General features: G+C 72.2%; 18 protein-coding genes and 2 tRNA genes. 10 read left to right on the forward strand and 10 right to left on the reverse strand.

The window, feature by feature from the left end; all coding sequences use genetic code 11:
- A partial coding sequence (locus ESG85_RS17845; protein WP_164986262.1) for a serine hydrolase domain-containing protein occupies nt 1–1,073 on the forward strand: 1,073 nt, incomplete at its 5' end.
- A 173-nt stretch (nt 1,074–1,246) separates the two neighbouring features.
- Here ESG85_RS17845 and ESG85_RS17855 read toward each other — a convergent pair.
- Both ESG85_RS17855 and pepN read right to left on the reverse strand, forming a co-directional pair.
- Entirely contained in the window at nt 1,247–2,083 is an 837-nt protein-coding gene (locus ESG85_RS17855) for a hypothetical protein (RefSeq protein ID WP_246095114.1), read from the reverse strand.
- A 276-nt stretch (nt 2,084–2,359) separates the two neighbouring features.
- The gene (pepN, locus tag ESG85_RS17860; protein WP_128980399.1) at nt 2,360–4,921 is read right to left on the reverse strand and encodes an aminopeptidase N; all 2,562 of its coding nucleotides are present in this window, start codon (nt 4,919–4,921) and stop codon (nt 2,360–2,362) included.
- A gap of 165 nt (nt 4,922–5,086) precedes the next feature.
- On the opposite strand from pepN, the gene ESG85_RS17865 reads away from it, so the two are divergent.
- Nucleotides 5,087–5,722 (forward strand): mycothiol-dependent nitroreductase Rv2466c family protein, encoded by a 636-nt coding sequence (locus ESG85_RS17865; RefSeq protein WP_128980401.1) that lies wholly within the window; start codon nt 5,087–5,089, stop codon nt 5,720–5,722.
- A gap of 249 nt (nt 5,723–5,971) precedes the next feature.
- Here the strand turns inward: ESG85_RS17865 and ESG85_RS17870 are convergent, their stop codons facing one another.
- The 3 genes from ESG85_RS17870 to ESG85_RS17880 all read right to left on the reverse strand — a co-directional run bounded on the left by ESG85_RS17870 (nt 5,972) and on the right by ESG85_RS17880 (nt 10,098).
- Nucleotides 5,972–6,616, reverse strand: a complete 645-nt coding sequence (locus tag ESG85_RS17870; RefSeq protein ID WP_128980403.1) for a superoxide dismutase — start codon at nt 6,614–6,616, stop codon at nt 5,972–5,974.
- A gap of 269 nt (nt 6,617–6,885) precedes the next feature.
- Entirely contained in the window at nt 6,886–8,331 is a 1,446-nt protein-coding gene (locus tag ESG85_RS17875) for an amino acid permease (RefSeq protein ID WP_128980405.1), read from the reverse strand.
- Between the two features lie 342 nt (nt 8,332–8,673).
- Nucleotides 8,674–10,098: an amino acid permease gene (locus ESG85_RS17880; RefSeq protein WP_128980407.1), complete on the reverse strand. Its 1,425-nt coding sequence runs from the start codon at nt 10,096–10,098 to the stop codon at nt 8,674–8,676.
- Between the two features lie 257 nt (nt 10,099–10,355).
- Here ESG85_RS17880 and ESG85_RS17885 point away from each other — a divergent pair, with 257 nt between their 5' ends.
- Nucleotides 10,356–10,949 carry a biotin transporter BioY gene (locus ESG85_RS17885; RefSeq protein ID WP_128980409.1) on the forward strand — a complete coding sequence of 198 codons (594 nt, stop codon included), beginning with the start codon at nt 10,356–10,358 and terminating at the stop codon, nt 10,947–10,949.
- A 47-nt stretch (nt 10,950–10,996) separates the two neighbouring features.
- On the opposite strand, the gene ESG85_RS17890 is transcribed toward ESG85_RS17885, so the two are convergent.
- Both ESG85_RS17890 and ESG85_RS17895 read right to left on the reverse strand, forming a co-directional pair.
- Nucleotides 10,997–12,304, reverse strand: a complete 1,308-nt coding sequence (locus tag ESG85_RS17890) for an FAD-binding oxidoreductase (protein WP_181019058.1) — start codon at nt 12,302–12,304, stop codon at nt 10,997–10,999.
- Between the two features lie 68 nt (nt 12,305–12,372).
- Nucleotides 12,373–13,845, reverse strand: a complete 1,473-nt coding sequence (locus ESG85_RS17895; RefSeq protein WP_128980411.1) for an amino acid permease — start codon at nt 13,843–13,845, stop codon at nt 12,373–12,375.
- 371 nt (nt 13,846–14,216) lie between these two features.
- On the opposite strand from ESG85_RS17895, the gene ESG85_RS17900 reads away from it, so the two are divergent.
- Both ESG85_RS17900 and ESG85_RS17905 read left to right on the forward strand, forming a co-directional pair.
- Nucleotides 14,217–14,711, forward strand: coding sequence for a ribose-5-phosphate isomerase (locus ESG85_RS17900; RefSeq protein WP_128980413.1), 495 nt, complete (start codon nt 14,217–14,219; stop codon nt 14,709–14,711).
- Nucleotides 14,711–15,529: an Fpg/Nei family DNA glycosylase gene (locus ESG85_RS17905; protein ID WP_128980415.1), complete on the forward strand. Its 819-nt coding sequence runs from the start codon at nt 14,711–14,713 to the stop codon at nt 15,527–15,529. Before ESG85_RS17900 ends, ESG85_RS17905 begins: the two co-directional genes overlap by 1 nt.
- A 67-nt stretch (nt 15,530–15,596) precedes the next feature.
- Here ESG85_RS17905 and ESG85_RS17910 read toward each other — a convergent pair whose 3' ends face one another.
- Complete coding sequence (locus ESG85_RS17910; protein WP_128980417.1) at nt 15,597–16,826, reverse strand: GNAT family N-acetyltransferase; 1,230 nt, start codon at nt 16,824–16,826, stop codon at nt 15,597–15,599.
- A gap of 107 nt (nt 16,827–16,933) precedes the next feature.
- On the opposite strand from ESG85_RS17910, the gene ESG85_RS17915 reads away from it, so the two are divergent.
- From ESG85_RS17915 to ESG85_RS17925, 3 genes are all read left to right on the forward strand, one after another.
- Nucleotides 16,934–18,079 carry a PP2C family protein-serine/threonine phosphatase gene (locus ESG85_RS17915; RefSeq protein WP_128980419.1) on the forward strand — a complete coding sequence of 382 codons (1,146 nt, stop codon included), beginning with the start codon at nt 16,934–16,936 and terminating at the stop codon, nt 18,077–18,079.
- Between the two features lie 113 nt (nt 18,080–18,192).
- Nucleotides 18,193–18,630, forward strand: coding sequence for an HD domain-containing protein (locus ESG85_RS17920; RefSeq protein WP_128980462.1), 438 nt, complete (start codon nt 18,193–18,195; stop codon nt 18,628–18,630).
- A gap of 160 nt (nt 18,631–18,790) precedes the next feature.
- Entirely contained in the window at nt 18,791–18,985 is a 195-nt protein-coding gene (locus tag ESG85_RS17925) for a hypothetical protein (protein WP_128980420.1), read from the forward strand.
- Between the two features lie 39 nt (nt 18,986–19,024).
- On the opposite strand, the gene ESG85_RS17930 is transcribed toward ESG85_RS17925, so the two are convergent.
- Together ESG85_RS17930 and ESG85_RS17935 are read right to left on the reverse strand one after the other, a co-directional pair.
- Nucleotides 19,025–19,375, reverse strand: coding sequence for an amphi-Trp domain-containing protein (locus ESG85_RS17930; protein WP_128980422.1), 351 nt, complete (start codon nt 19,373–19,375; stop codon nt 19,025–19,027).
- A gap of 136 nt (nt 19,376–19,511) precedes the next feature.
- Nucleotides 19,512–19,582: transfer RNA gene (locus tag ESG85_RS17935), tRNA-Gly, on the reverse strand.
- A gap of 131 nt (nt 19,583–19,713) precedes the next feature.
- Between ESG85_RS17935 and ESG85_RS17940 the strand changes: the two genes are divergently transcribed.
- Both ESG85_RS17940 and tig read left to right on the forward strand, forming a co-directional pair.
- Nucleotides 19,714–19,790 (forward strand) — tRNA-Pro (locus ESG85_RS17940).
- A gap of 145 nt (nt 19,791–19,935) precedes the next feature.
- Entirely contained in the window at nt 19,936–21,315 is a 1,380-nt protein-coding gene (tig, locus tag ESG85_RS17945) for a trigger factor (RefSeq protein ID WP_128980424.1), read from the forward strand.
- The last annotated feature ends 149 nt before the right edge of the window (nt 21,316–21,464 follow it).

Consider the following 21,464-nt stretch of genomic DNA (forward strand, 5'->3'; position numbering starts at 1 on the left):
TCGCCGCGCCCGCCGTCGCCGCCGGGCCGCCGGCCAGGCCGTCCCACGCCGCCACCCAGCAGGCACTGGACGCGGCCGTGGCCGCGGGCGTGCCCGGCGCCGTCGCCGGCGCCCGTGACGGCAAGGACCGCTGGACCGGCACCGCGGGCGAGCGCAGGGGCAACGACCGCTACCGGGTCGGCTCCATCACCAAGACCTTCGTCTCCACCGTGCTCCTCCAGCTCCAGGCCGAGGGCCGGATCGACCTCGACGACCGGGTCGAGAAGTGGCTGCCCGGCCTGGTCCGCGGCAACGGCCACGACGGCCGGAAGATCACCGTCCGCCAGCTCCTCAACCACACCAGCGGCGTCTACGACGTCACCTCCGACCCCGCCTTCCAGGAGAGGGTCTTCGGCCCGGACTTCCTGGAGCACCGCTACGACACCTGGACGCCGCGGCAGCTCGTCGCCGTCGCCATGAAGCACGAGCCGACCTTCGCGCCCGGCACCGACTGGAGCTACTCCAACACCAACTACGTCCTCGCCGGCCTGGTCGTCGAGAAGGTGACCGGCCGCCCCTACGGCAAGGCGGTCGAGAACCGGATCGTCAAGCCGCTGAAGCTGCGCGCCACCAGCGTTCCCGGCACCGACCCGCGGATGCCGAACCCGCACTCCGGCGCCTACTCCAGGCTGTCGGCCGACGGCCAGGGCCCCACGCACGACGTGACCCGGCTGAACCCGAGCATCGCCTACGCGGCGGGCGAGATGATCTCCGACTCGAACGACCTGCAGACCTTCTACCGCGCCCTGATCAAGGGCCGGCTCCTGCCGCGCGCCGAGATGAAGGAGCTGACCGACACGGTCGCGACCGGCCGCGACGGCGTCCGCTACGGACTCGGGCTGATGCGGGCGAGGCTGAGCTGCGGCAAGGAGGTCTGGGGCCACAGCGGCGGCATCCACGGCTCCAGCTCGCAGTCCGTGGTCAGCAGGGACGGCGAGCACTCCCTCGCCGCCAACTTCAACGCCGACTGGACGGGCGACTCCCAGTCCCTCCTGGAGGCGGAGTTCTGCGGCACGGCGCCGAAGAAGCCGTAGCGGCGCCGGAGGCCGTAGCGGCACCGAGGAAGCCGTGGCGGCACCGGAAGCCGTAGCGGAGCCGGAAGCCGTAGCGGAGCCGGAAGCCGTAGCGGAGTCGGCGGAACCCGGGGAAACCCGGCCGGACGCCGGGAAGACCCGCCCGGACACCCGGAAGGCACGCGCCGGCGCGCTCAGCGGGGCAGGACGACGACATAGGCGGGCGGCTGCCGGTCCGGCGCGGCCATCAGGGCCGTACGGACCACGGTCGCCTGCTGGTCCATCGCCTCGCGCAGCTTGCGCGGGGTGAGGTGGACGACGGTGATGCCGAGCCGCTCCAGGTGCTCGCGCTTGCGCGTGTACTCCGACCAGAGCGCGTCGTCCTCCTGCCGCGGCGCCCGGGTGTCCAGCTCCACGGCGACCGCCTGGTCCGGCCAGTAGGCGTCCACGCCGCCGAGGTGGGGGCCGCCGGGCAGCCGCAGGTCCACGTTCCACAGCGGGTCCGGCAGCGCGAACTCGCGCACCATCGTGTACAGCCGTTCCTCCGCGATCGACCGCCCCTCGGCGAGCAGCGAGTCCACCGCGTCCACCACGTGCGGCCGGGTCAGCAGCCGGGCCCGGTTCAACTCCCGTACCACCGCTCCCGGTTCGCAGTGGCCCGCGCTCACCGCCTCGGTGAGGAGCCGACGGACCACGCCCGGGTCGGACAGGGCCGCGACCGCGTCCGCGAGGGCCCGCGGCACCGGGGCCACCGGCAGCCCGTCGACCTCCAGCGGCTGCGGGGGTTCGGCGGCCCGCACGACCCGGACCCGGCCGGTCGAACGCGGCCGCCGGGTGCGCGCCGCCACGAGCACGTCGACCCGGTCGATCATGCCGGGCGGGGGAGCGGAGGCGAAGCGGTGCAGGGAGAGGGCGGCGAGCCCGGTGAGCATCGAGCCGGCGCCCGCGTGCCGCACGGCCTCGCGGAAGCGGTCGGCCCCGGCACGGGGGAGGGGGGAGAGGGGGGCCTCGGGGGTGGTGTCGTGGTTCATGTCGACGGTCTTCCGTCGTCCGGAGCCCGATTAACCGCTGTTACGAGCCCGTCGACATTCCGGGACAACCCCGCACTAAAGTACGCGCGTTCGAGTGCCGAGTAGGCGCGGGCCCCACCGGGCGCGGAGCGGGCGCCGCCGCCCGCCGGAACGCGGCGCCGCCGCCCGCCGGAACGCACCGCGGCCCCCGGCGGAGGATCCCCGCCGGGAGCCGCGGACGTCCTGCGAGAACCGGACGCGAGGCACCCTCGCGACCGGCCCGGCGCGGATCCGCCGTCAGACGGCGCGGCCGTCGCACTCCTGGGCCCGCAGGGCCCGCGCCAGGTCGTCGCGCGCCTCCAGGACGAGGCGGCGCAGCGCCGGGGCGGCGTCGGCGTGCCCGGCCAGCCAGGCGTCGGTCGCGGCCAGCGTCTCCGGCCGGTCCTGCAGGGCCGGGAACAGACCGCGCACCACGTCCATGCCGATCTGGATGGACCGCTCCGCCCAGATCCGCTCGATCACCGCGAAGTACTTCTCCGCGTACGGGGCGATCAGCTCGCGCTGCGAGGGCTGGGCGAAGCCCGCGATCGTCGCCTCCACCAGGGCGTTCGACAGCGCGTCCGACTCGACGACCTGCGCCCAGGCCTGCGCCTTGACGGCGGCCGACGGCCGGGCCGCCAGGCAGCGCACCTGGTGCCGCTTGCCGGTCGCGGTGTCGTCGCGGGACAGCTCCGCGCCGATCCGGGCCTCGTCGGCGCGGCCGTGCGCGGCCAGCGGCTCCAGGAACGCCCAGCGCAGCTCCTGGTCCACGTCGAGCCCGTCGACCGCGGCCGAGCCGTCGAGCAGGCCCTCCAGGAGCTGGAGGTCGGCGTCGGAGGACGCGACGGCGGCGACGAAACGCGCCCAGGTCAGCTGGTGTTCGCTGCCCGGCACGGCGAGCCGCAGCTCGCGCAGGCCGCCCTCGGCGAGCAGCCGCCCGCCCTCGGCCCGCCAGTCCGGCGCCGCGTAGTGGGTGACGGCGGCCTGCGCCCAGGCGTGCACCATCTGCAGGACGCCGATGTCGGTCTCGCGGCCCGCGAAGTCCAGCGCGATCCGCACGAAGTCGCGGGCCGGCATCAGCCCGTCGCGGGTCAGGTTCCACAGCGCCGACCAGCACAGGGCGCGGGCCAGCGGGTCGGTCATGTCGCCGAGGTGGGCGCGCAGGGTGGCGAGGGAGCCCTCGTCGAAGCGGATCTTGCAGTAGGTGAGGTCGTCGTCGTTGACCAGCACCAGGTCCGGCTTCTCGGCGCCCGCCAGCTCGGTCACCACGGTGCTCGTGCCGGTGATGTCCGCCTCCACGCGCGCGTAGCGCACGAGTTCGCCGCCCGAGACGCGGTAGAGGCCGACGGCGGCGCGGTGCGGGCGCAGCTCCTCGCCGTCCTGGAGGACGGCGAGCTCGGTGATCCGGCCCTCCGCGTCGGAGGTGACGACCGGGGTCAGGGTGTTGACGCCGGAGGTCTGCAGCCAGGACTTCGCCCAGGTCTTCATGTCCCGCCCGGAGGTCTCCTCCAGGACGGTGAGGAGGTCCGCGAGGCGCGTGTTGCCGTACGCGTGGCGCTTGAAGTAGCGGCGCGCGCCCTCCAGGAACGCGTCCCGGCCCGCGTACGCGACGAGCTGCTTCAGGACGGAGGCGCCCTTGGCGTAGGTGATGCCGTCGAAGTTGAGCTTGGCGTCCTCCAGGTCACGGATGTCGGCCGTGATCGGGTGGGTGGACGGCAGCTGGTCGGCGCGGTACGCCCAGGCCTTGCGGTTGTTGGCGAAGGTCACCCAGCTGTTGGTGAAACGGGTCGCCTCGGCGAGCGAGAAGGAGCCCATGAAGTCGGCGAAGGACTCCTTCAGCCACAGGTCGTCCCACCACACCATGGTGACCAGGTCGCCGAACCACATGTGGGCCATCTCGTGCAGGATCACGTTGGCCCGGCGCTCGTACGCCGCCTGCGTCACCTTGCCGCGGTAGATGTACTCCTCGCGGAAGGTGACCATGCCCGGGTTCTCCATGGCGCCGAGGTTGTACTCGGGCACGAAGGCCTGGTCGTACTTCCCGAAGGGGTACGGGTAGTCGAAGTTGTCGTGGAAGAAGTCGAAGCCCTGCTTCGTGATCAGGAAGACGTCGTCCGCGTCGAAGTGCTTCGCGAGGCTCTTGCGGCACATCGCGCCCAGCGGGATCTCGAGCTCGGTGCCGTCGGGAAGGACGCGCGTGTACGTGTCCGTCACGTGGTGGTACGGCCCGGCGACGACACAGGTGATGTACGTGGAGATCGGCGCCGTCCCGGCGAACCGCCAGCGGCCCTCGGCGTCCTGCTCGCCGGTGCCGTTCGACCAGACCGTCCAGCCCTCGGGGGCGTCCACCTCGAAGCGGTAGGGCGCCTTGAGGTCGGGCTGCTCGAAATTGGCGAAGACGCGGCGGGCGTCCGCGGGCTCGTACTGGGTGTAGAGGTAGACCTCGCCGTCCTCCGGGTCGACGAAGCGGTGCATGCCCTCGCCGGTGCGGCTGTAGGCGCACTGGGCGTCGACGACGAGCTCGTTCTCGTCGGCGAGGCCGTCGACCGTGACCCGCGAGCCGTCGAAGACGGCCTTCGGGTCGAGCGCGCGGCCGTTGAGCGTGACCGCGTTCACCGACGGGGCGATCAGGTCGAGGAAGGTGGCGTCGCCGGTGCCGGTACGGCGGAAGCGCAGCGTGGTCACCGAGCGGAAGGTGCGCACGTCCTCCCCGGACTCGCCGACCGCGGACCGCAGGTCGAGGTAGACGTCGTACCCGTCGACGGACAGCAGCTCGGCCCGCTCGCGGGCCTCGTCGCGGGACAGATTCTGACCGGGCACGGGGCACTCCTTCGTGACGCCATCGAAACAGCACCGATCCTCCCATGTGCCACTGTCGCGGGGTACACGGGAATGCCCCGGGGCCGTCCGTCGTTGCCGCTTTTCGGCGCAACGCTTGATCCGCCCGTTTCCGCGTCCGTACCGAGGCCCTTTCCGAGGAGTCACATGTCCGAGAGCAGGACCACCGCCGAGTTCTTCTTCGACCCCCTGTGCCCGTGGGCCTGGATGACCTCCCGCTGGATGCTGGAGGTCGAGAAGGTGCGCCCGGTGGACGTGCGCTGGAAGGTGATGAGCCTGGCGGTGCTGAACGAGAACCGCATCGACGAGCTCCCCGCGGAGTACCGGGAGATGCTCGAGACGAAGGCCTGGGGCCCGGTGCGCGTCGTCATAGCGGCCCAGCAGCTGCACGGCGACGAGGTCGTCGGCAAGCTCTACACCGCGCTCGGCACCCGTTTCCACAACAACGGCGAGGGCCCGACCCGCGAGGCGATCGCCGGCGCGCTCGCCGACGTCGGCCTGCCGGCCGAGCTCGTCGACTACGCGGACAAGGACACGTACGACGCCGAGCTGCGCGCTTCCCACAAGGAGGGCATCGACAAGGTCGGCCAGGACGTCGGCACCCCGGTGATCTCCGTCCCCGGTCCGGACGGCGAGGAGGTCGCCTTCTTCGGCCCGGTCGTCACCCCGGCCCCGCGAGGCGAGGCCGCCGCCCGGCTGTGGGACGGCACCCTGCTGGTCGCGTCGACGCCCGGCTTCTACGAGATCAAGCGCACGCGCACGGCGGAGCCGAGCTTCGAGTAGTCCCGCGTCCGCACCCGTGCGGAAGGCCCCCGCGGTTCACGTCACCGCGGGGGCCTTCCTCTTTTCCGCCTGCCCCGTGAAGGCTGAGAAGACGATCACGAGCAGGACGTTTCTTCGGATCTCCGGGGGTCTCCCCGGGCTCTCCGGTTCTCTTCAGGGTCTCTCCGGCCCTCTCCGGCTCTCTTCGGTCCCCCGGATCCCCGCGGATCTCTCCGGATCTCTCCGGATCTCTCCGGATCCGGAGGGTCCTCAGATGCCGATGAGCGGGGTGCGGCCCTTGGCGTCCGTGTAGCGCTTCTGCACGTCCTGCCAGTTGACGACCTGCCACATGGCCTCGATGAAGTCGACCTTCTGGTTCTTGTACTGCAGGTAGAAGGCGTGCTCCCAGGCGTCGAAGACGAGGATCGGCACCGAGCCCTGGCCCACGTTGCCCTGGTGGTCGTAGACCTGCTCGACGATCAGCCGGCCGCTGATCGGCTCGTACGCGAGGACGCCCCAGCCGGAGCCCTGGGTGGTCGCGGCGGCCTTGGTGAGCTGCGTCTTGAACGCGGCGAAGGAGCCGAAGGACTCGGTGAGCGCGTCGGCGAGCTCGCCGACCCCGTCGGCGGCCAGCGGCTCGCCACCGCCGCCGTCCTTCGGGCTGTTCATGTTGTTCCAGTAGATGCTGTGCAGGATGTGGCCGGAGAGGTGGAAGGCCAGGCTCTTCTCCAGCCCGTTGATGCTTCCCCACTGCTCCTTGTCGCGGGCCTCCGCCAGCTGCTCGAGGGTGTCGTTCGCCCCCTTCACGTACGCCGCGTGGTGCTTGTCGTGGTGCAGCTCGATGATCTGCGGATTGATCACCGGCTCCAGCGCCGCGTAGTCGTACGGAAGCTCCGGAAGTGTGTAGATCGCCATGTGCCGAGCCCTAGCCCTTCGACCGACTGCTTATTGCAACCTATATGCAAGTGCAGGCTAACAGTAGATGCGGGAGATGTTGATCAGTCGTTGGACCTAGTGATCAGTCGTAGGACCCAGGCGTCAGGCACCAGGCCCCCGGCCCCAGGCGTCAGGCCCCCGGCCCCAGGACGCCGGCCCGGACACGGAGAACGGCGAAGGCCCCGCCGAGCAGAACGCTCGGCGGGGCCTTCGCCGTCGGTGCGGGACCGGCTCCGGCCGGCTCCCGGTCAGGCCTCCTCGGCCGCCGCGGGCTCGCCCGCCTCGGCCGGAGCCTTCGCCCGGGCCTTCTGCAGGGCGAAGCCGACCGCCGCGAGCACCAGCGTCAGGGCGCCGGTCGCGTACAGCTGGTTCCGGGTGTCCGCCTCACGGGCCATCAGGAAGAAGATGGCGACCATGCCGGCCAGCGCCACCCAGGTCAGGCCCGGGAAGAGCCACATCTTCACGACCAGCTTCTCGGGCGCCTCGCGCTCGGTGCGCCGGCGCAGCACCAGCTGCGAGGCCGCGATGAAGAACCAGACGACCAGGATGATCGCGCCGATGGTGTTGAGCAGCCAGATGAAGGCCTTGTCCGGCGACCAGTAGCTCAGCAGCACGCAGCCGAAGCCGATGACGGAGGACACGAGGACCGCGGCACGCGGCACGCCGCCGAAGGTGCGTCCGAGCTCCTTCGGGCCCTGGCCGCGGGCGACCAGCGAGCCGGCCATGCGGGAGGCGCCGTAGATGTTGGCGTTCATCGCCGAGAGCAGGGCCACCAGGACGACCACGTTCATGATCTGGCCGGCGGCCGGGATGCCCAGGTGGTCGAGGGCGGCGACGTACGGGCCCTTCTCGACGACCGCCTTGTCGTCCCACGGCACCAGCGTGACGATGACCGCCATCGAGCCGATGTAGAAGAGCGCGATGCGCCACATCGCCGTGCGGACGGCCTTGGCGACGCCCTGTACCGGGTGCTCGGACTCGGCCGCGGCGATGGTGACGGTCTCCAGACCGCCGTACGCGAAGACGGAGGCCAGCAGGCCGACGATCAGGCCCTCGGAGCCGTGCGGGAAGAAGCCGCCGTCGCCGGTGAGGTTCGCGGTGCCGGGTGCGTCGGTGCCGGGCAGCACGCCGGCGATGGCGAGCACGCCGATGCCGAGGAAGAGCACGATCGCGCCGACCTTGAGCGCGGCGAACCAGAACTCGAACTCGCCGAAGTTCTTCACCGCCGCCAGGTTCGTGCCGCAGAACACCACCATGAACAGGGCGACCCAGACCCATTCCGCGGTGCCGGGGAACCAGCCGGTCATGATCTTGGCGGCGCCGATGCCCTCCAGGCCGACCGCCACGCAGAGCAGGAACCAGAAGGCCCAGCCGGCGGTGAAGCCGGCCCACGGGCCGAAGGCGCGCTCGGCGTGCACGGAGAAGGAGCCCGAGGCCGGGTTCGCCGCCGACATCTCGCCGAGCATCCGCATCACCAGCATGACGAGCACGCCGGAGATCGCGTAGGCGAGGACGATCGACGGGCCGGCCGCCGCGATGCCGGCGCCGGAGCCGACGAAGAGTCCGGCGCCGATGACGCCGCCGAGGGCGATCATCGAGAGATGGCGCTGCTTGAGGCCGTGGGACAGGCCCCCGGCGGGAGCGCTCGCGTCGTCCTTGCGGTCGGCCGGTGCGGGCGCGGTGGTCCGGGACATGGGCGAACCTGTTCATGAGGTGAGACGGGGAGGTGGGCCACAGTCTGTGGGCCCGCACCGCTCACAGGGAACGGGTGTCCGCTATACGGGCACGAGCTTCACGCAAGGTGAAGATCCGTCAGCGCGTTGTGGTGGAACGGTGAAGAGCGCTCCAGGCCGGAGCGTCGGCCGCCCGGCCCCGTCGGCCTCCCGTTCGTCGAGCCGCCCGCCCCCGTCGCCACCCGGTCGACCCGTCCGACCGGCCCCCGGTCGACCCGTTCGGACCGCCACCTGGTCGACCCGTTCGGACCGGCCTCGGACCGGGCCGGACCGGCCCGCTCCAGTGGAACGCGGGCCGCTCCGTCAGCGGGCGGCGGGGGTGCCGCGCCCGGCCGCGCCTCGCAGTTCGCGCACCCACGCCACCACCAGCACCGCCGCCGTCGCCCCGGCCGACCACAGCACCTGCGGCCGTGCGTCGTCGTCCGCCAGCATCAGCACGAGCACCGCCGCCATCGCCGCGAGCGCCACCCAGGTCAGCCACGGGAAGCCCCACATCCGCAGCGACAGCGTCTCCGGCGCCTCCCGCTCGATCCGGCGCCGCAGCCGCAGCTGGGACACCGCGATCAGCGCCCACACGAACAGCAGCACCGCGCCGACCGCGTTCAGCATGTAGAGGAAGACCGAATCCGGCCACTTCAGATTGAGCAGGACGGACACGAAGCCGAAGGCCACCGACGCCAGCACCGCCCGCCGCGGCACCCCGCCCGCCGAGACCTTCAGCAGCCCCCTCGGCGCCTCACCGCGCTCGGCCAGTGAGAACACCATCCGCGAGGAGCCGTAGAGGTTGGCGTTCAGCGCCGACAACAGCGCCACGAACACCACCACGTTCATGATCTGGCCGGCCCCCGGCACCCCGATCGCGTCCAGGACCGCCACGTACGGCGACTCGCCCGGCCGCATGACCGTCCACGGCAGCAGGGTCACGATCACCAGCATCGAACCCACGTAGAAGAAGAGGATGCGCCACACGGCGCTGCGCACCGCCCGAGCCACGTTGCGCGCCGGATCGTCCGACTCGGCCGCGGCGATCGTCACGACCTCGAGCCCGCCGAAGGCGAACACGACCGCCAGGACTCCGGACACCACGCCCGACCAGCCGTGCGGCAGGAAACCGCCCTGGCCGGTCAGGTTGACCAGGCCCACCGGATCCGTGTCGGGCAGCAGACCGGCGATCGCGAGCCCGCCGAGCACCAGGAACAGCACGATCGCGCCGACCTTCAGGGCGGCGAACCAGAACTCGAACTCGCCGAAGTTCTTCACCGCCGCCAGGTTGGCCGCCGTGAACACCAGCATGAAGACGAGCACCCAGCCCCACTGCGGAACGCCCGGCACCCAGCCGTGCGCGATCCGCGCCGCGCCCGTCGCCTCCACCGCCAGCACCACCACCAGCAGGAACCAGTACAGCCAGCCCACCGAGAAGCCCGCCCAGCGCCCCAGCGCCCGCTCGGCGTGCACCGAGAAGGCGCCGGAAGCGGGCATCGCCGCCGACATCTCGCCGAGCATCCGCATCACCAGCATCGCGAGCGCGCCGGCCAACAGGTACGAGACGACGATCCCGGGCCCCGCCACGGCGATGCCCGCGCCCGAGCCGACGAAGAGCCCCGCGCCGATCACACCGCCGAGCCCCAGCATCGTCAGGTGACGCTGCTTCAGCCCGTGGGAGAGCGGCTCGGGTCCGGCGGCCGACGCGGGCCGAGGAGGCTGAGGGGAGGGCGGTGCGTCGTGCATGGGGGAGGGGCTCGCACTCTCGGACGGTTTATGGGGACCCCACAGTCTCTCCACTGACGGTGTCCTGGCGCAAAAGGGACCACTGGGCAGGAGTGCCAAGTGACAAGCGTCACGTGGCGGTAGCCAGGACGGGCGCGCTTTGTTTGATCTCCACGAAGGGCTCAACCCCCGCTTTGTCGGCGGCTGATGGTGATCGGCCGCTCGCTCCTGGCATACGGTCGAGCCGTCCCCCTGTCCCCTCGTTCCGCGGAGTACCGATGAGCACCGCCACCGCACCCGTCCGTTCCCTCCGCTCCGGAACGGTCCTCGCCGACCTGATCCCGGCCGGCCGCGCCCGTGACCTCACGCTGGTCGTCGGCGGAGCCGCGCTCACCGGCCTCGCCGCCCAGCTGTCCGTGCCCGTCCCGGGCTCCCCGGTCCCGGTCTCCGGCCAGACCTTCGCCGCGCTGCTCGTCGGCACCGCGCTCGGCGCCCGCCGCGCCTTCCTCGCCCTCGCCCTGTACGCCGTCGCCGGCATGGCGGGCGTGCCGTGGTTCGCCCAGGCCACCTCCGGCTGGACCATGCCGTCCTTCGGCTACATCCTCGGCATGCTGCTCGCCGCGACCGTCGTCGGTGCGCTCGCCCGCCGCGGCGCCGACCGCTCGGTGCTCCGCACCGCCGGCACGATGGTGCTGGGCTCGGCGGTCATCTACGCGGTCGGCGTGCCGTACCTGGCCTTCGCCACCGGCATGTCCTTCGGCCAGGCCGTCGCCGCGGGCCTGACCCCGTTCCTCATCGGCGACGCCCTCAAGGCCGCGCTCGCGATGGGCGTCCTGCCGACCGCCTGGAAGCTGCTCGGCCGCAACGGCTGATCCCGGCGGAGGGCCGGTCCCGCCGCTTCCCGGCGGCAGGACCGGCCTCACCGCTTCCCGAAGGCCCCGAAGAGGCTCGCCGGGTCGAGTTCCGACTTGACCGCGGCGAGCCTCTTCGCCGTCGCGGGGTCGTACAGGCCGTCCGTCCGCTCCCGGTCGCCGAAGACGAAGCCGGCCGCGCGCCCCAGCGTGCGCGGGGCGAGCGCCCGCTCCACGCGCGCGTGCAGCTCCCGCACCGGCGCCGTACCGGACTCGTCGAGCGGGTACAGCGCCCGTACGAGCCAGCCCGCCTCGCGGTACGGCACGGAGTTCGGCACCGCCGGCTCCGCCGCGAGCGCCCCGCCCAGGTGGTTGAGCTGCACGACGGCCATCCGGTCGGCCCGGGGTCCGGTCAGGCGGAGGACCTCGGCCAGCGCCTCCTCGTCCATGGCGTCGAGCAGGATGCCGTCGCCCCAGTAGGCGTGCGGGAAGTCCGGGTCCGCGTGGATGGTGTGGCTCTCGGTGTACGGGAGTTCCCGCAGCGAGTCGGAGAGCGCGGGCCCGAGCGCGCGCAGCGGCGCCGCCAGGCGCTCGCCCTCCGCCGCGTCGCCGGTGAAGGCGACCCGCACCGACAGCACGTACCGGCCGCGCAGGTGCGGCGGCAGGGCCGGGACGTCCGGGTGGACCAGCGCGGCGAGCGAGGAGGTCAGCGTCCCGGGCAGGCCCGCGGCCCACTCCGTGTAGCCCCGCAGCACCCGGGCCGGATCGACCACGGCCCCGTCGAAGGCGAGCGAGCCGCCGTAGAGGCGGGCGACCGGCACCAGCGCGGTCTCGACGGCGGTCACCACGCCGAGCCCGTGTCCGCCGCCGAGGAGGGCCTCGAACGCCGCGTCGCCCGGCGTCAGGTGTCGCGGCTCGCCGTCCGCCGTCACCAGGTCGAGGGACCGGACGTGGTCGGCCGCCCAGCCGTACGTACGGCCGAGGATGCCCAGGCCGCCGCCGAGCAGATAGCCGACCACGCCGACACCCGGTGACGAGCCGTTCAGCGGCGCGAGCCCGTGCGGCGCGGCGGCCGCCACGACCTGGCCCCAGCGGGCCCCGGCGCCGATCCGCGCGGTGCGGGCCACCGGGTCGACGACGACCTCGTCCATCCGCCGGGTGTCGAGGAGCAGCCCGCCCTCGACGGGCCCGCCGCGTCCGTGGCCGGTGGACTGCACGGCGACGGTGAGGCCGTGCTCGGCCGCGTGGCGGACGGCGGCGCGGACGTCGTCGGGCCCGGTGGCCGCGACGACGCGGTCGGGGCGCACGGGGAAGGCCGTCTGGAAGCCGGTGACGTCGAAGGCGTCGGCGGACTGGCCGGGCATGGATCCGGACATGGAAGGGCTCTCCGTTCCCGAGGTGGTCGGTGTACGGAGAGCCTTTCGCGGATACCTGACAGTTCCCGTCAGGTATCGACTCGGATCGTGTCGGAGGGTTCCCCGGTCTCCGAGGGCTTGCGGAGCCTGTCCTTCACGATGCCGATGGCGAGCACCAGCGCCGCCACGAGCAGCGAGAGCACGACCTGCTCACGGTTGCTGCCGCCGTCGTAGACCATGTAGCCGAGCACGAAGGTGATCATGGCGGCGGTGGCCCAGGTCAGGTACGGGAAGAGCCACATCCTCACGACGAGCTTCTCCGGCGACTCGCGCAGGATGATCTTGCGCATCCGCAGCTGGGTCAGGCAGATGACCAGCCAGACGAAGAGCGCGACCGCACCCGAGGAGTTCAGCAGGAAGGCGAAGACGTCGTCCGGCCGCCAGTAGTTGAAGAAGACCGCCACGAAGCCGAAGACGACCGAGGAGAGGATCGCCGTCACCGGGACGCCCCGGCCGTTGGTGCGGGCGAAGGACGCGGGCGCGTCACCGCGCTGGCCGAGCGAGAAGGCCATCCGGGAGGCGGTGTAGAGGCCCGAGTTCAGGCAGGACAGGACGGCGGTCAGCACGATCACGTTCATGATCTGGCCGGCGGCCGGGATGCCGATGGAGTCGAGGGCCGCGACGTACGAACCCTTCTCGGTGATCGACTCGTCGTTCCACGGCAGCAGGGTGAGGACGACGAAGATCGAGCCCAGGTAGAAGACGCCGATCCGCCAGATCACGCTGTTGGTGGCCTTGGTGACGGCCCGCTGCGGGTCCTCGGACTCGCCGGCGGCCAGGGTGACGATCTCGCTGCCCATGAAGGAGAAGACGACCATCAGCACGCCGGTGAGGATCGCGCCCGCGCCCATCGGGAAGAACCCGCCCGCGTCGGTCAGGTGCGCGAAGCCCGCTCCCGGGTTGTCCGAGCCCGGCAGCACGCCGAAGACGGCGAGCAGGCCGATGACGACGAAGCCGGCGATCGCGACGACCTTGATGCCGGCGAACCAGAACTCGAACTCGCCGTACGAGGCGACGGAGCCGAGGTTGGTCGCGGTGAGCACCACCATCACGATGAGCGCCCACGCCCACTGCGGCACGGCCGGGATCCAGCTCTCCAGGATGACCGCGCCCGCGGTCGCCTCGACGGCCAGCACGACGACCCAGAAGAACCAGTACAGCCAGCCGATGGTGAAACCGGCCCAGCGGCCGAGCGCCTGGTCGGCGTAGGCGGAGAAGGAGCCGGAGGAGGGACGGGCGGCGGCCATCTCGCCGAGCATCCGCATCACGAAGACGACCATGGCGCCGACGAGCGCGTAGGACAGGAGGATGGCGGGACCGGCCGCGGCGATGCCGGAGCCGGAGCCGACGAAGAGGCCGGCACCGATGACACCGCCGATGGCGATCATCGAGAGGTGGCGGTTCTTCAGCCCGGCCTTCAGGCCGTTGGCGTCGTCGGGCTGGACTTCACCGGGGTTTCCGGTGGTGCCGCCTTCCTTTGCCAGGGTCGGCTGCGTGTTCATGAACGCTTCCTTCGGTGTGGGGGCATGCTCGGGTCGCGAGCTGGAGCAATGAAACCGGGTGACCCGGCAGTACGGAAGAGCTGATTCCGGAACGTGATTCAGGACATATGGGCCGGCCCTGGACCGACGGCCCGGGCCGGACCGGGCGGTGCTGCGCGCCGGGACCGACCGGTGGTGTGCCCCGGCTTGTCCGGTGGTCCGCGTCCGGGCTTGGCCAGTGGTCCGCGTCCGGGCCGGCCGGTGGTGCGCGATGGGGCCCTTGGGCGGTGTGCGGCGGGGCGGCCGGCGGTGCGCGTCGGCGTCCCGGCGACCCGGCCGCGGTCCCGACCCCGATGACCGCTGCCCGGCCCCGCCCGTGCCACACTCGGATCATGCGCGTCTACCTCGGTTCCGACCATGCCGGCTACGAACTCAAGAACCACCTCGTCGAGTGGCTGAAGGCCCACGGCCACGAGCCCGTCGACTGCGGTCCCCACATCTACGACGCCCTCGACGACTACCCGCCGTTCTGCCTGCGGGCCGCCGAGAGGACGGCCGCCGACGAGGGCAGCCTCGGCATCGTGATCGGCGGCTCCGGCAACGGCGAGCAGATCGCCGCCAACAAGGTCGAGGGCGTCCGTGCCGCCCTCGCCTGGAGCGAGCAGACCGCCGCCCTCGGCCGCGAGCACAACAACGCCAACGTGGTCGCCGTCGGCGCCCGCATGCACTCCGAGGAAGAGGCGACCAAGTTCGTCGAGATCTTCCTGAGCACCCCGTACTCCGGTGACGAGCGTCACACCCGCCGCATCGACATGCTCAGCGCGTACGAGACCACCCGCGAGCTCCCGCCGATCCCGGCCCACCACCCGCAGGAGCCCACCGCCTGATGCCCGAAGGGCACACCATCCACCGGCTGGCCGCCGACTACCGGGAACGGTTCGGCGGCCGGCCTGTGCGCGTCTCCAGCCCCCAGGGCAAGTTCGCCGACTCCGCCGCCCTCCTCGACGGCACGGTGCTCTCCCGCACCGACGCCCACGGCAAGCACCTCTTCCTGGGCTTCCCCGGCGAGGAATGGGTCCACATCCACCTCGGCCTCTTCGGCAAGGTCACCTTCGGCGACACCGCGGCCGCCCCCGCGCCGCCGCCCACGGACACCGTCCGGCTGCGCCTGGCCACCCCGGAGTCGTACGTCGACCTGCGCGGCCCGACGACCTGCGCGCTGATCACCGACGCCGAGAAGCACTCCATACACGACCGGCTCGGCCCCGACCCGCTCAGGGACGGCGACGACCCGGCACGCGCCTGGCGACGGATCGCGAAGTCCCGCACCACGATCGCCGTGCTCCTCATGGACCAGAAGATCGTCGCGGGCGTCGGCAACGTCTACCGCGCCGAGGTCCTCTTCCGCCACGGCATCGACCCGTACCGCGCGGGCAAGGACCTGACCGAGCGGGAGTGGCGGGCGATCTGGGACGACCTGGCCGCCCTGATGCGCGAAGGCGTCCGCCTGAACCGCATCGACACCGTCCGCCCCGAGCACACGCCCGAGGCGATGGGCCGCCCGCCGCGCGTCGACGACCACGGCGGCGAGGTCTACGTCTACCGCCGGGCCCGGCAGCCCTGCCACGTCTGCGGCACGGCGATCCGCACGGCGGACCTCGCCCACCGCAACCTCTTCTGGTGCCCGGGCTGCCAGCGGGCCTGAAGGAACCCGGCCGCACGGTCCTGCCGGCCCCGGGCGAAAGGTCCGGCCGGCCCCGGCCGCCCCCTGGCTAGAACCCGTGCGGCAGCCACGGTGCGACCGGGGAGCCGAACCCCACCGACGCCTCCGTCAGCGCCCCCTCCCGCAGCTCCCGCACCAGGCCCGCCGCCGCCAGCGACACCAGCGACACGCCGCCCAGGTACGCCGCGCCCAACTCCCGTACGGACAGGGCGAGGTCGGCGGCGTCCTCGGTGCGCACGCACTCGGCGCCCTTCGCGTCGCCGGTCAGCCGCCAACGCCCCTCGTTCCAGGGGCAGAACGCGTCCTCGACCTCGAACACCACGTCCACCGGCGCCTGGTAGGTCCGCGCCGCGAGGGCCGCGCCGACGTCCACCAGCCGCACGAACAGGACCGGACGCAGCGTCGGCTCGCACCGCCTCAGGTCCGTCACCAGGTGCTGCCAGCCGTCGTCCACCGGCCGGCTGTGGATCTCCACCCGCGCGGTCAGGTCCACCGAGCACAGGTACCGCCAGAGCGCCGCCTCCGCCAGCGGGTCGAGCCCGGCCAGCTGGTGCACGACGACGGCGCCGTCCGGGCCCGGCCAGGACCACTTCGGCCTGATCGCGTAGTGCGCGTAGCCGACCACCTCGCCGTCCCGCTCCGCGAGCACGCACTGCCGCGGCGAGGCGCCGTCCCGGTCGGCCGGCGGGTCGAGCAGCGCGACGCGCTCCCAGCCGGGCCGCCGCTCCACCATCCCGGGCCGGGCGGTGACCAGCCGCGCGTACACCGCCTCGGCGTCCGCCAGGGCCTCCGCCGGTGTCGTCACCCGCAGCGAGATCCCGTCCGTGCCCTCCGGCACCGTCAGCCGCACCCGGGTCGTGTCGATCACCGCCCGCACCGTGTGCGTCGCCACCCCGTAGCCGAACCGCCCGTAGATCTCCGGCTCCGAGGCCGTCAGGACCGCGAGCGGCTCGCCCAGGCTCCGCACGTCCTCCAGCTGGCGCCGCATCATCGACGTGAGGATCCCGCGCCGCCGGTGCGTCCCGGCCACGCTCACCATGGTCACGCCCGCCGCCGGCACCACGTTCCCGCCGGGGACCGAGAGGCGGAACGTGAACGCGCCCGCCGTGCCGACGCAGCGGTCACCGTCCCACGCGCCGAGGGAGCGCTCGGGCTCGGTCAGCTCCCGCCACAGGGCCCGCTCCTCGTCCGCCTCGGGGACACCGCCGAACGCCAGCTCGAGCACCGCGTACCAGTCGTCCCACTCGGCCGGGTCGAGCACCCGCAGTTCAGTCGTCATATGCCATCGATATCAGCGCCCCACCGCCCGGGGCGACCCGATTTCGCACACGTTGCCACCTGGGTCCCCCTGCGCGAGCTCCGGCGGGGTGGATAGGGTCCAGGCCAATGGGACGTCGCGGAGCACTCGACTCGTACGCGGCCCGGATGCGCAGGAGCGCCCGCCGGGCCCGCGTCGCGCTGCGCCGGAGCGGAGTCGACTACTTCCGCGGCGACGGCTCCGACTGGATCGCGATGGCCGGACTCCTCCTCATGGTCCCCGCCATCGCGGTCGGCACCGTCACCAACCCCGTGTGGTGCTCGCCGGTCGCCCTCGTCCTGCCGATCGTCGCCGGCGGGCTGCTGCTGCGCCCCGCCAGCCTCCTCGGCCTGTACGCGGCCTCCGCCGGCGCGCTCATCGTCGAGTCCCTCCTGCTCGGCCCGTACACCGAGGGCCCCGCCCGGGTCACCCCCGGCACGGTCCTGGTCGTCGCGGCCTGCGGGCTGTTCGGACTGCTCATCGCCCAGTTCCGGGCCCGGGTCGGCGTGCCCTGGCGGCGCGGCGGCACCATGCTCTTCGACCTGCGCGAACGCATCCGCGTCCAGAGCGCGCTGCCCCGCCTCCCGGCCGGCTGGCACCGGGAATGGGCGCTGCGCCCGGCCGGCGGCCAGTCCTTCTCCGGCGACTTCGTCGTCGCCGCCCGCACCCACGGCGGACGCACCCTCGAGGTCGTGCTCACCGACGTCTCCGGCAAGGGCATGGACGCGGGCTCCCGCGCGCTGCTCCTCTCCGGCGCCTTCGGCGGCCTGCTCGGCTCGCTGCCGCCGCACGGCTTCCTGCCCGCCGCCAACGGCTATCTGCTGCGCCAGGACTGGGACGAGGGCTTCGCCACCTCCGTCCACCTCGTCCTGGACCTGGAGTCCGGCGACTACGAGCTGCTCTCCGCCGGCCACCTGCCCGCGCTCCAGCTCCACGCGGGCACCGGCCGCTGGGAGGAGAAGGCCGCCGAAGGACCGCTCCTCGGCGTGTACGACGGTGCCGAGTTCCACCCGGTCAAGGGCGCCCTGCGTCCCGGCGACGTCCTGATGCTCTTCACCGACGGCCTCGTGGAGAGCGCGGACCGCGACATCGCCGAGGGCATCGACCGCCTCACCGGCGAGGCCGACCGCCACATCGCCGCCGGCTTCGAGGGCGCCGCCTGGCACCTCATCGAGGCCTGCGCCAAGGACGTCAACGACGACCGTGCCCTCCTCCTGATCAGCCGCAAGGGGTAGCCGCCGTGACCGAGACCCCGCACCCCGGCCCTCGCCCGGACACCGCCCCCGGCGCGCGCCCCGGCCGTCACCCCGGTTCTCCCTCCCACACGGGCTCGCGCCCGTACCTCACCCTGGCCGAGGTCGAGGCCGTCGCCGTCGCCGCCCACGCCGGGCAGACCGACAAGGCCGGCCGGCCCTACGCCGAGCACCTGCGGGCCGTCGCCGAGGGCGTACGGGCCCGGGGCGGCAGCGAGGCGCAGATCGCGGCCGGGTGGCTGCACGACGCCGTCGAGGACGACGCCCTGTCCGAGCGATGGCTGACGGACGCCGCGCTGCCGGACGAGACCAAGGAGATCGTCCGCGCGCTCACCAAGCGGGCGGGGGAGCCGCCCGAGGAGTACGCCCGTCGCGTTCTGGCCACCCCGGGCGCCCTGCTGGTCAAGGAGTCCGACCTGGCGCACAACGCCGACCCGGCCCGCCTCGCCGTGCTCGATCCGGCGACCGAGGAACGGCTGACGGCCAAATACGCCCGGATGCGGGCCCTGTTGGGACTCACCGCGACGCCGTGACCGATCGGGAACTCGTCACCTTGGCCTGATCCTTGCGTCCACGATTCGTCACCCGGCCGCGCTGGGCAGGAAGTTGGTGGCACGATAGATGCGGCGGGGGTGTTCTGTGACGTGCGCTCCCCGGCGGCAAGGGCGGGACCGACCGAGGGTGTGATCAGTTGTGGCCATTTCACTGTCCGTGGTGCTGCTGTTGGGGATCATCCTGGTGGTGCTGATCCGTGGCGGAAACCTGAAGGCCGGCCCGGCCGTCGTGGCGGTCCTCTTCGGCTTCTTCCTCGCCTCCACGGGCATGGCCGACGACATCCAGCGCTTCCTGGACTCGATAACGCAGACGATCGGCTCCATCAAGTTCTGAGCGCGGTCGCACCGGGCCGCTCGCACCGGCCGAACGCGGTCAGGCCGGCTTGGCGGCGGCGCGCCTCCGCCCCCGCGAGGCCTTCGCGGCCGTCTTTCCCGAGGCCCCGGCGTCCGGCTTCCCGGCGCCCTTCGCGTCCGTGTCCGCCCCGGCGGAGCCGTTCTCGCCCGTCGGCCACGTGAACTCGATCTCCAGCTCGAACTCCCCGTCGCCGACCTCGAATTCCAGCTCGGCGCGCAGCTCGTCCGGGATGCGCAGGCTCAGCGTCCCCGCGCCCAGCTCGAGCTCCGCCTCCCCGCCCTCCCGGAGCGCGTCGGCGAGCGCCACGAGCTGATCGGCCGCCTCGATACGGGACAGCGAGCGCTTCTGCTCGAACTTCAGATCCGTCATGACTGCCTCCGCTGCCATTCTCAGGCCGCCCGGAGACCACCGCAAAAGGGTCCCTGACCGGGGTCGGTGACCGGGCCCGGAAACGCCTCGGGGCCGGTGCGGAGAACATGTCTCCGGACCGGCCCCGGGCCGACAGAGCGGGCGACGGGAATCGAACCCGCGTAGCTAGTTTGGAAGACTAGGGCTCTACCATTGAGCTACGCCCGCACAGCAGTGCGCCGCAGGCCAGGGCCGCGGCACGGAGGCCATGGTAGCCGGTCCTGGCGGGTGCTCGCACGCCCCGCGAAAACAGGGGGCGTCGCACCGTCCCCGTCCATGTACCCTACGTGTCGCACCGACGGGGTGTGGCGCAGCTTGGTAGCGCGTCCGCTTTGGGAGCGGAAGGCCGTGGGTTCAAATCCCGCCACCCCGACCAGCCAAGATCACGTTGTGGGGCGCAAGCCGCTTGCGGTTACTATGCAAGCTGCGTGCCCGTGTGTCTCTCTGACCGGGCCGGTCGGCCGGAACCGCCACAGGCGGCGCCGCCGTAAACCAGGAATCAGCCACAAGGAGACCGAACCGTGAAGAGCGCCGTGGAGACCCTGAACCCGACCCGGGTTCGGCTCACTGTCGAGGTGCCCTTCGAGGAGCTCAAGGACAGCCTCGACGCGGCGTACAAGAAGATCAACCAGCAGGTCACGGTCAAGGGCTTCCGCAAGGGCAAGATCCCCGCGCGCGTCATCGACCAGCGCTTCGGCCGCGGTGCCGTCCTCGAGGAGGCCGTCAACGACGCGCTTCCCAAGCTGTACACCGAGGCGGTCAACGAGGCCGAGGTCAACCCGCTGGGTCAGCCCGAGGTCGACATCAAGGAGCTGAAGGACGGCGAGCTGCTGTCCTTCACCGCCGAGGTCGACATCCGCCCGGCCATCGAGATCCCGGACTACTCCGGCATCGAGGTCGAGGTCGACGCCGTCGAGGTCACCGACGAGGACGTCGAGAAGTCCGTGGAGCAGCTGCGCGAGCGCTTCGCCTCCACCAACCCGGTCGAGCGCGCCGCCGCCGAGGGTGACGTCGTCACCATCGACCTCGAGGCCAAGGTCGACGGCGAGGTCCTGCCCGACGGCATCGCCTCCGGCGTCTCGTACACCATCGGTTCCGGCGAGCTGCTCGACGGCATCGACGCCGCCGTCACCGGCCTGGAGGCCGGCGGCGAGGCCACCTTCACCTCCGAGCTGAAGGGCGGCTCGGCCGCGGGCAAGGAGGCCGAGGTCACCGTCAAGGTCACCGCCGTCGCCGCCCGCGAGCTCCCCGAGCTCGACGACGAGTTCGCGCAGCTGGCCTCCGAGTTCGACACCCTCGACGAGCTCAAGGCCGACAGCCGCAAGCGCCTCGAGAACATGAAGCAGTTCGACCAGGCCACCCAGGCCCAGGAGCGCGTCCTGGAGAAGTTCCTGGAGCTCGCGGAGATCCCCGTTCCCGAGAAGCTGCTCGAGGACGAGATCCAGACCCGCAAGCACAACCTGGAGCACCACCAGCTCGGTCAGATGGGCCTGACCCTCGAGAAGTACCTGGAGTTCCAGGGCAAGACGGTCGAGGAGTTCGACGCCGAGACCAAGGAGCAGGCGGTCAAGGGCATCAAGACCCAGTTCCTGCTCGACGAGCTGGTCTCCAAGGAGGAGCTGAACGTGGACCAGGAGGAGCTCACCGAGCACCTCATGCGCCGCGCCGCCTCCTCCGGCATGTCCCCCGACCAGTTCGCCCAGGCCGTCGTCCAGGGCGGCCAGGTGCCGATGCTCGTCGGCGAGGTCGCCCGCGGCAAGGCCCTCGCGGTCGTCGTCGAGGCCGCCAAGGTCGTCGACACCAACGGCAAGGCGGTCGACCTGTCCGACGAGGACGAGGAGCTGGCCACCGAGACGGTCGAGGCCGTCACCGGCGACGCCGAGGTCTCCGAGGACAAGTAAGTCCCACCAGGCTCACCGGGAGGCGCAGGCCTCCCGCTGAACCCCGCGCCACGGGCCCGGACGCACAGCGGTGCGCCGGGCCCGTGGACGTACCGGGATCCCCACCGGGACCCCTCCCCGATCCCCTCCGTGACCCGTTTATGCGCGCC

The organism is Streptomyces roseicoloratus, assembly GCF_004117935.1.
Classification (GTDB): domain Bacteria; phylum Actinomycetota; class Actinomycetes; order Streptomycetales; family Streptomycetaceae; genus Streptomyces; species Streptomyces roseicoloratus.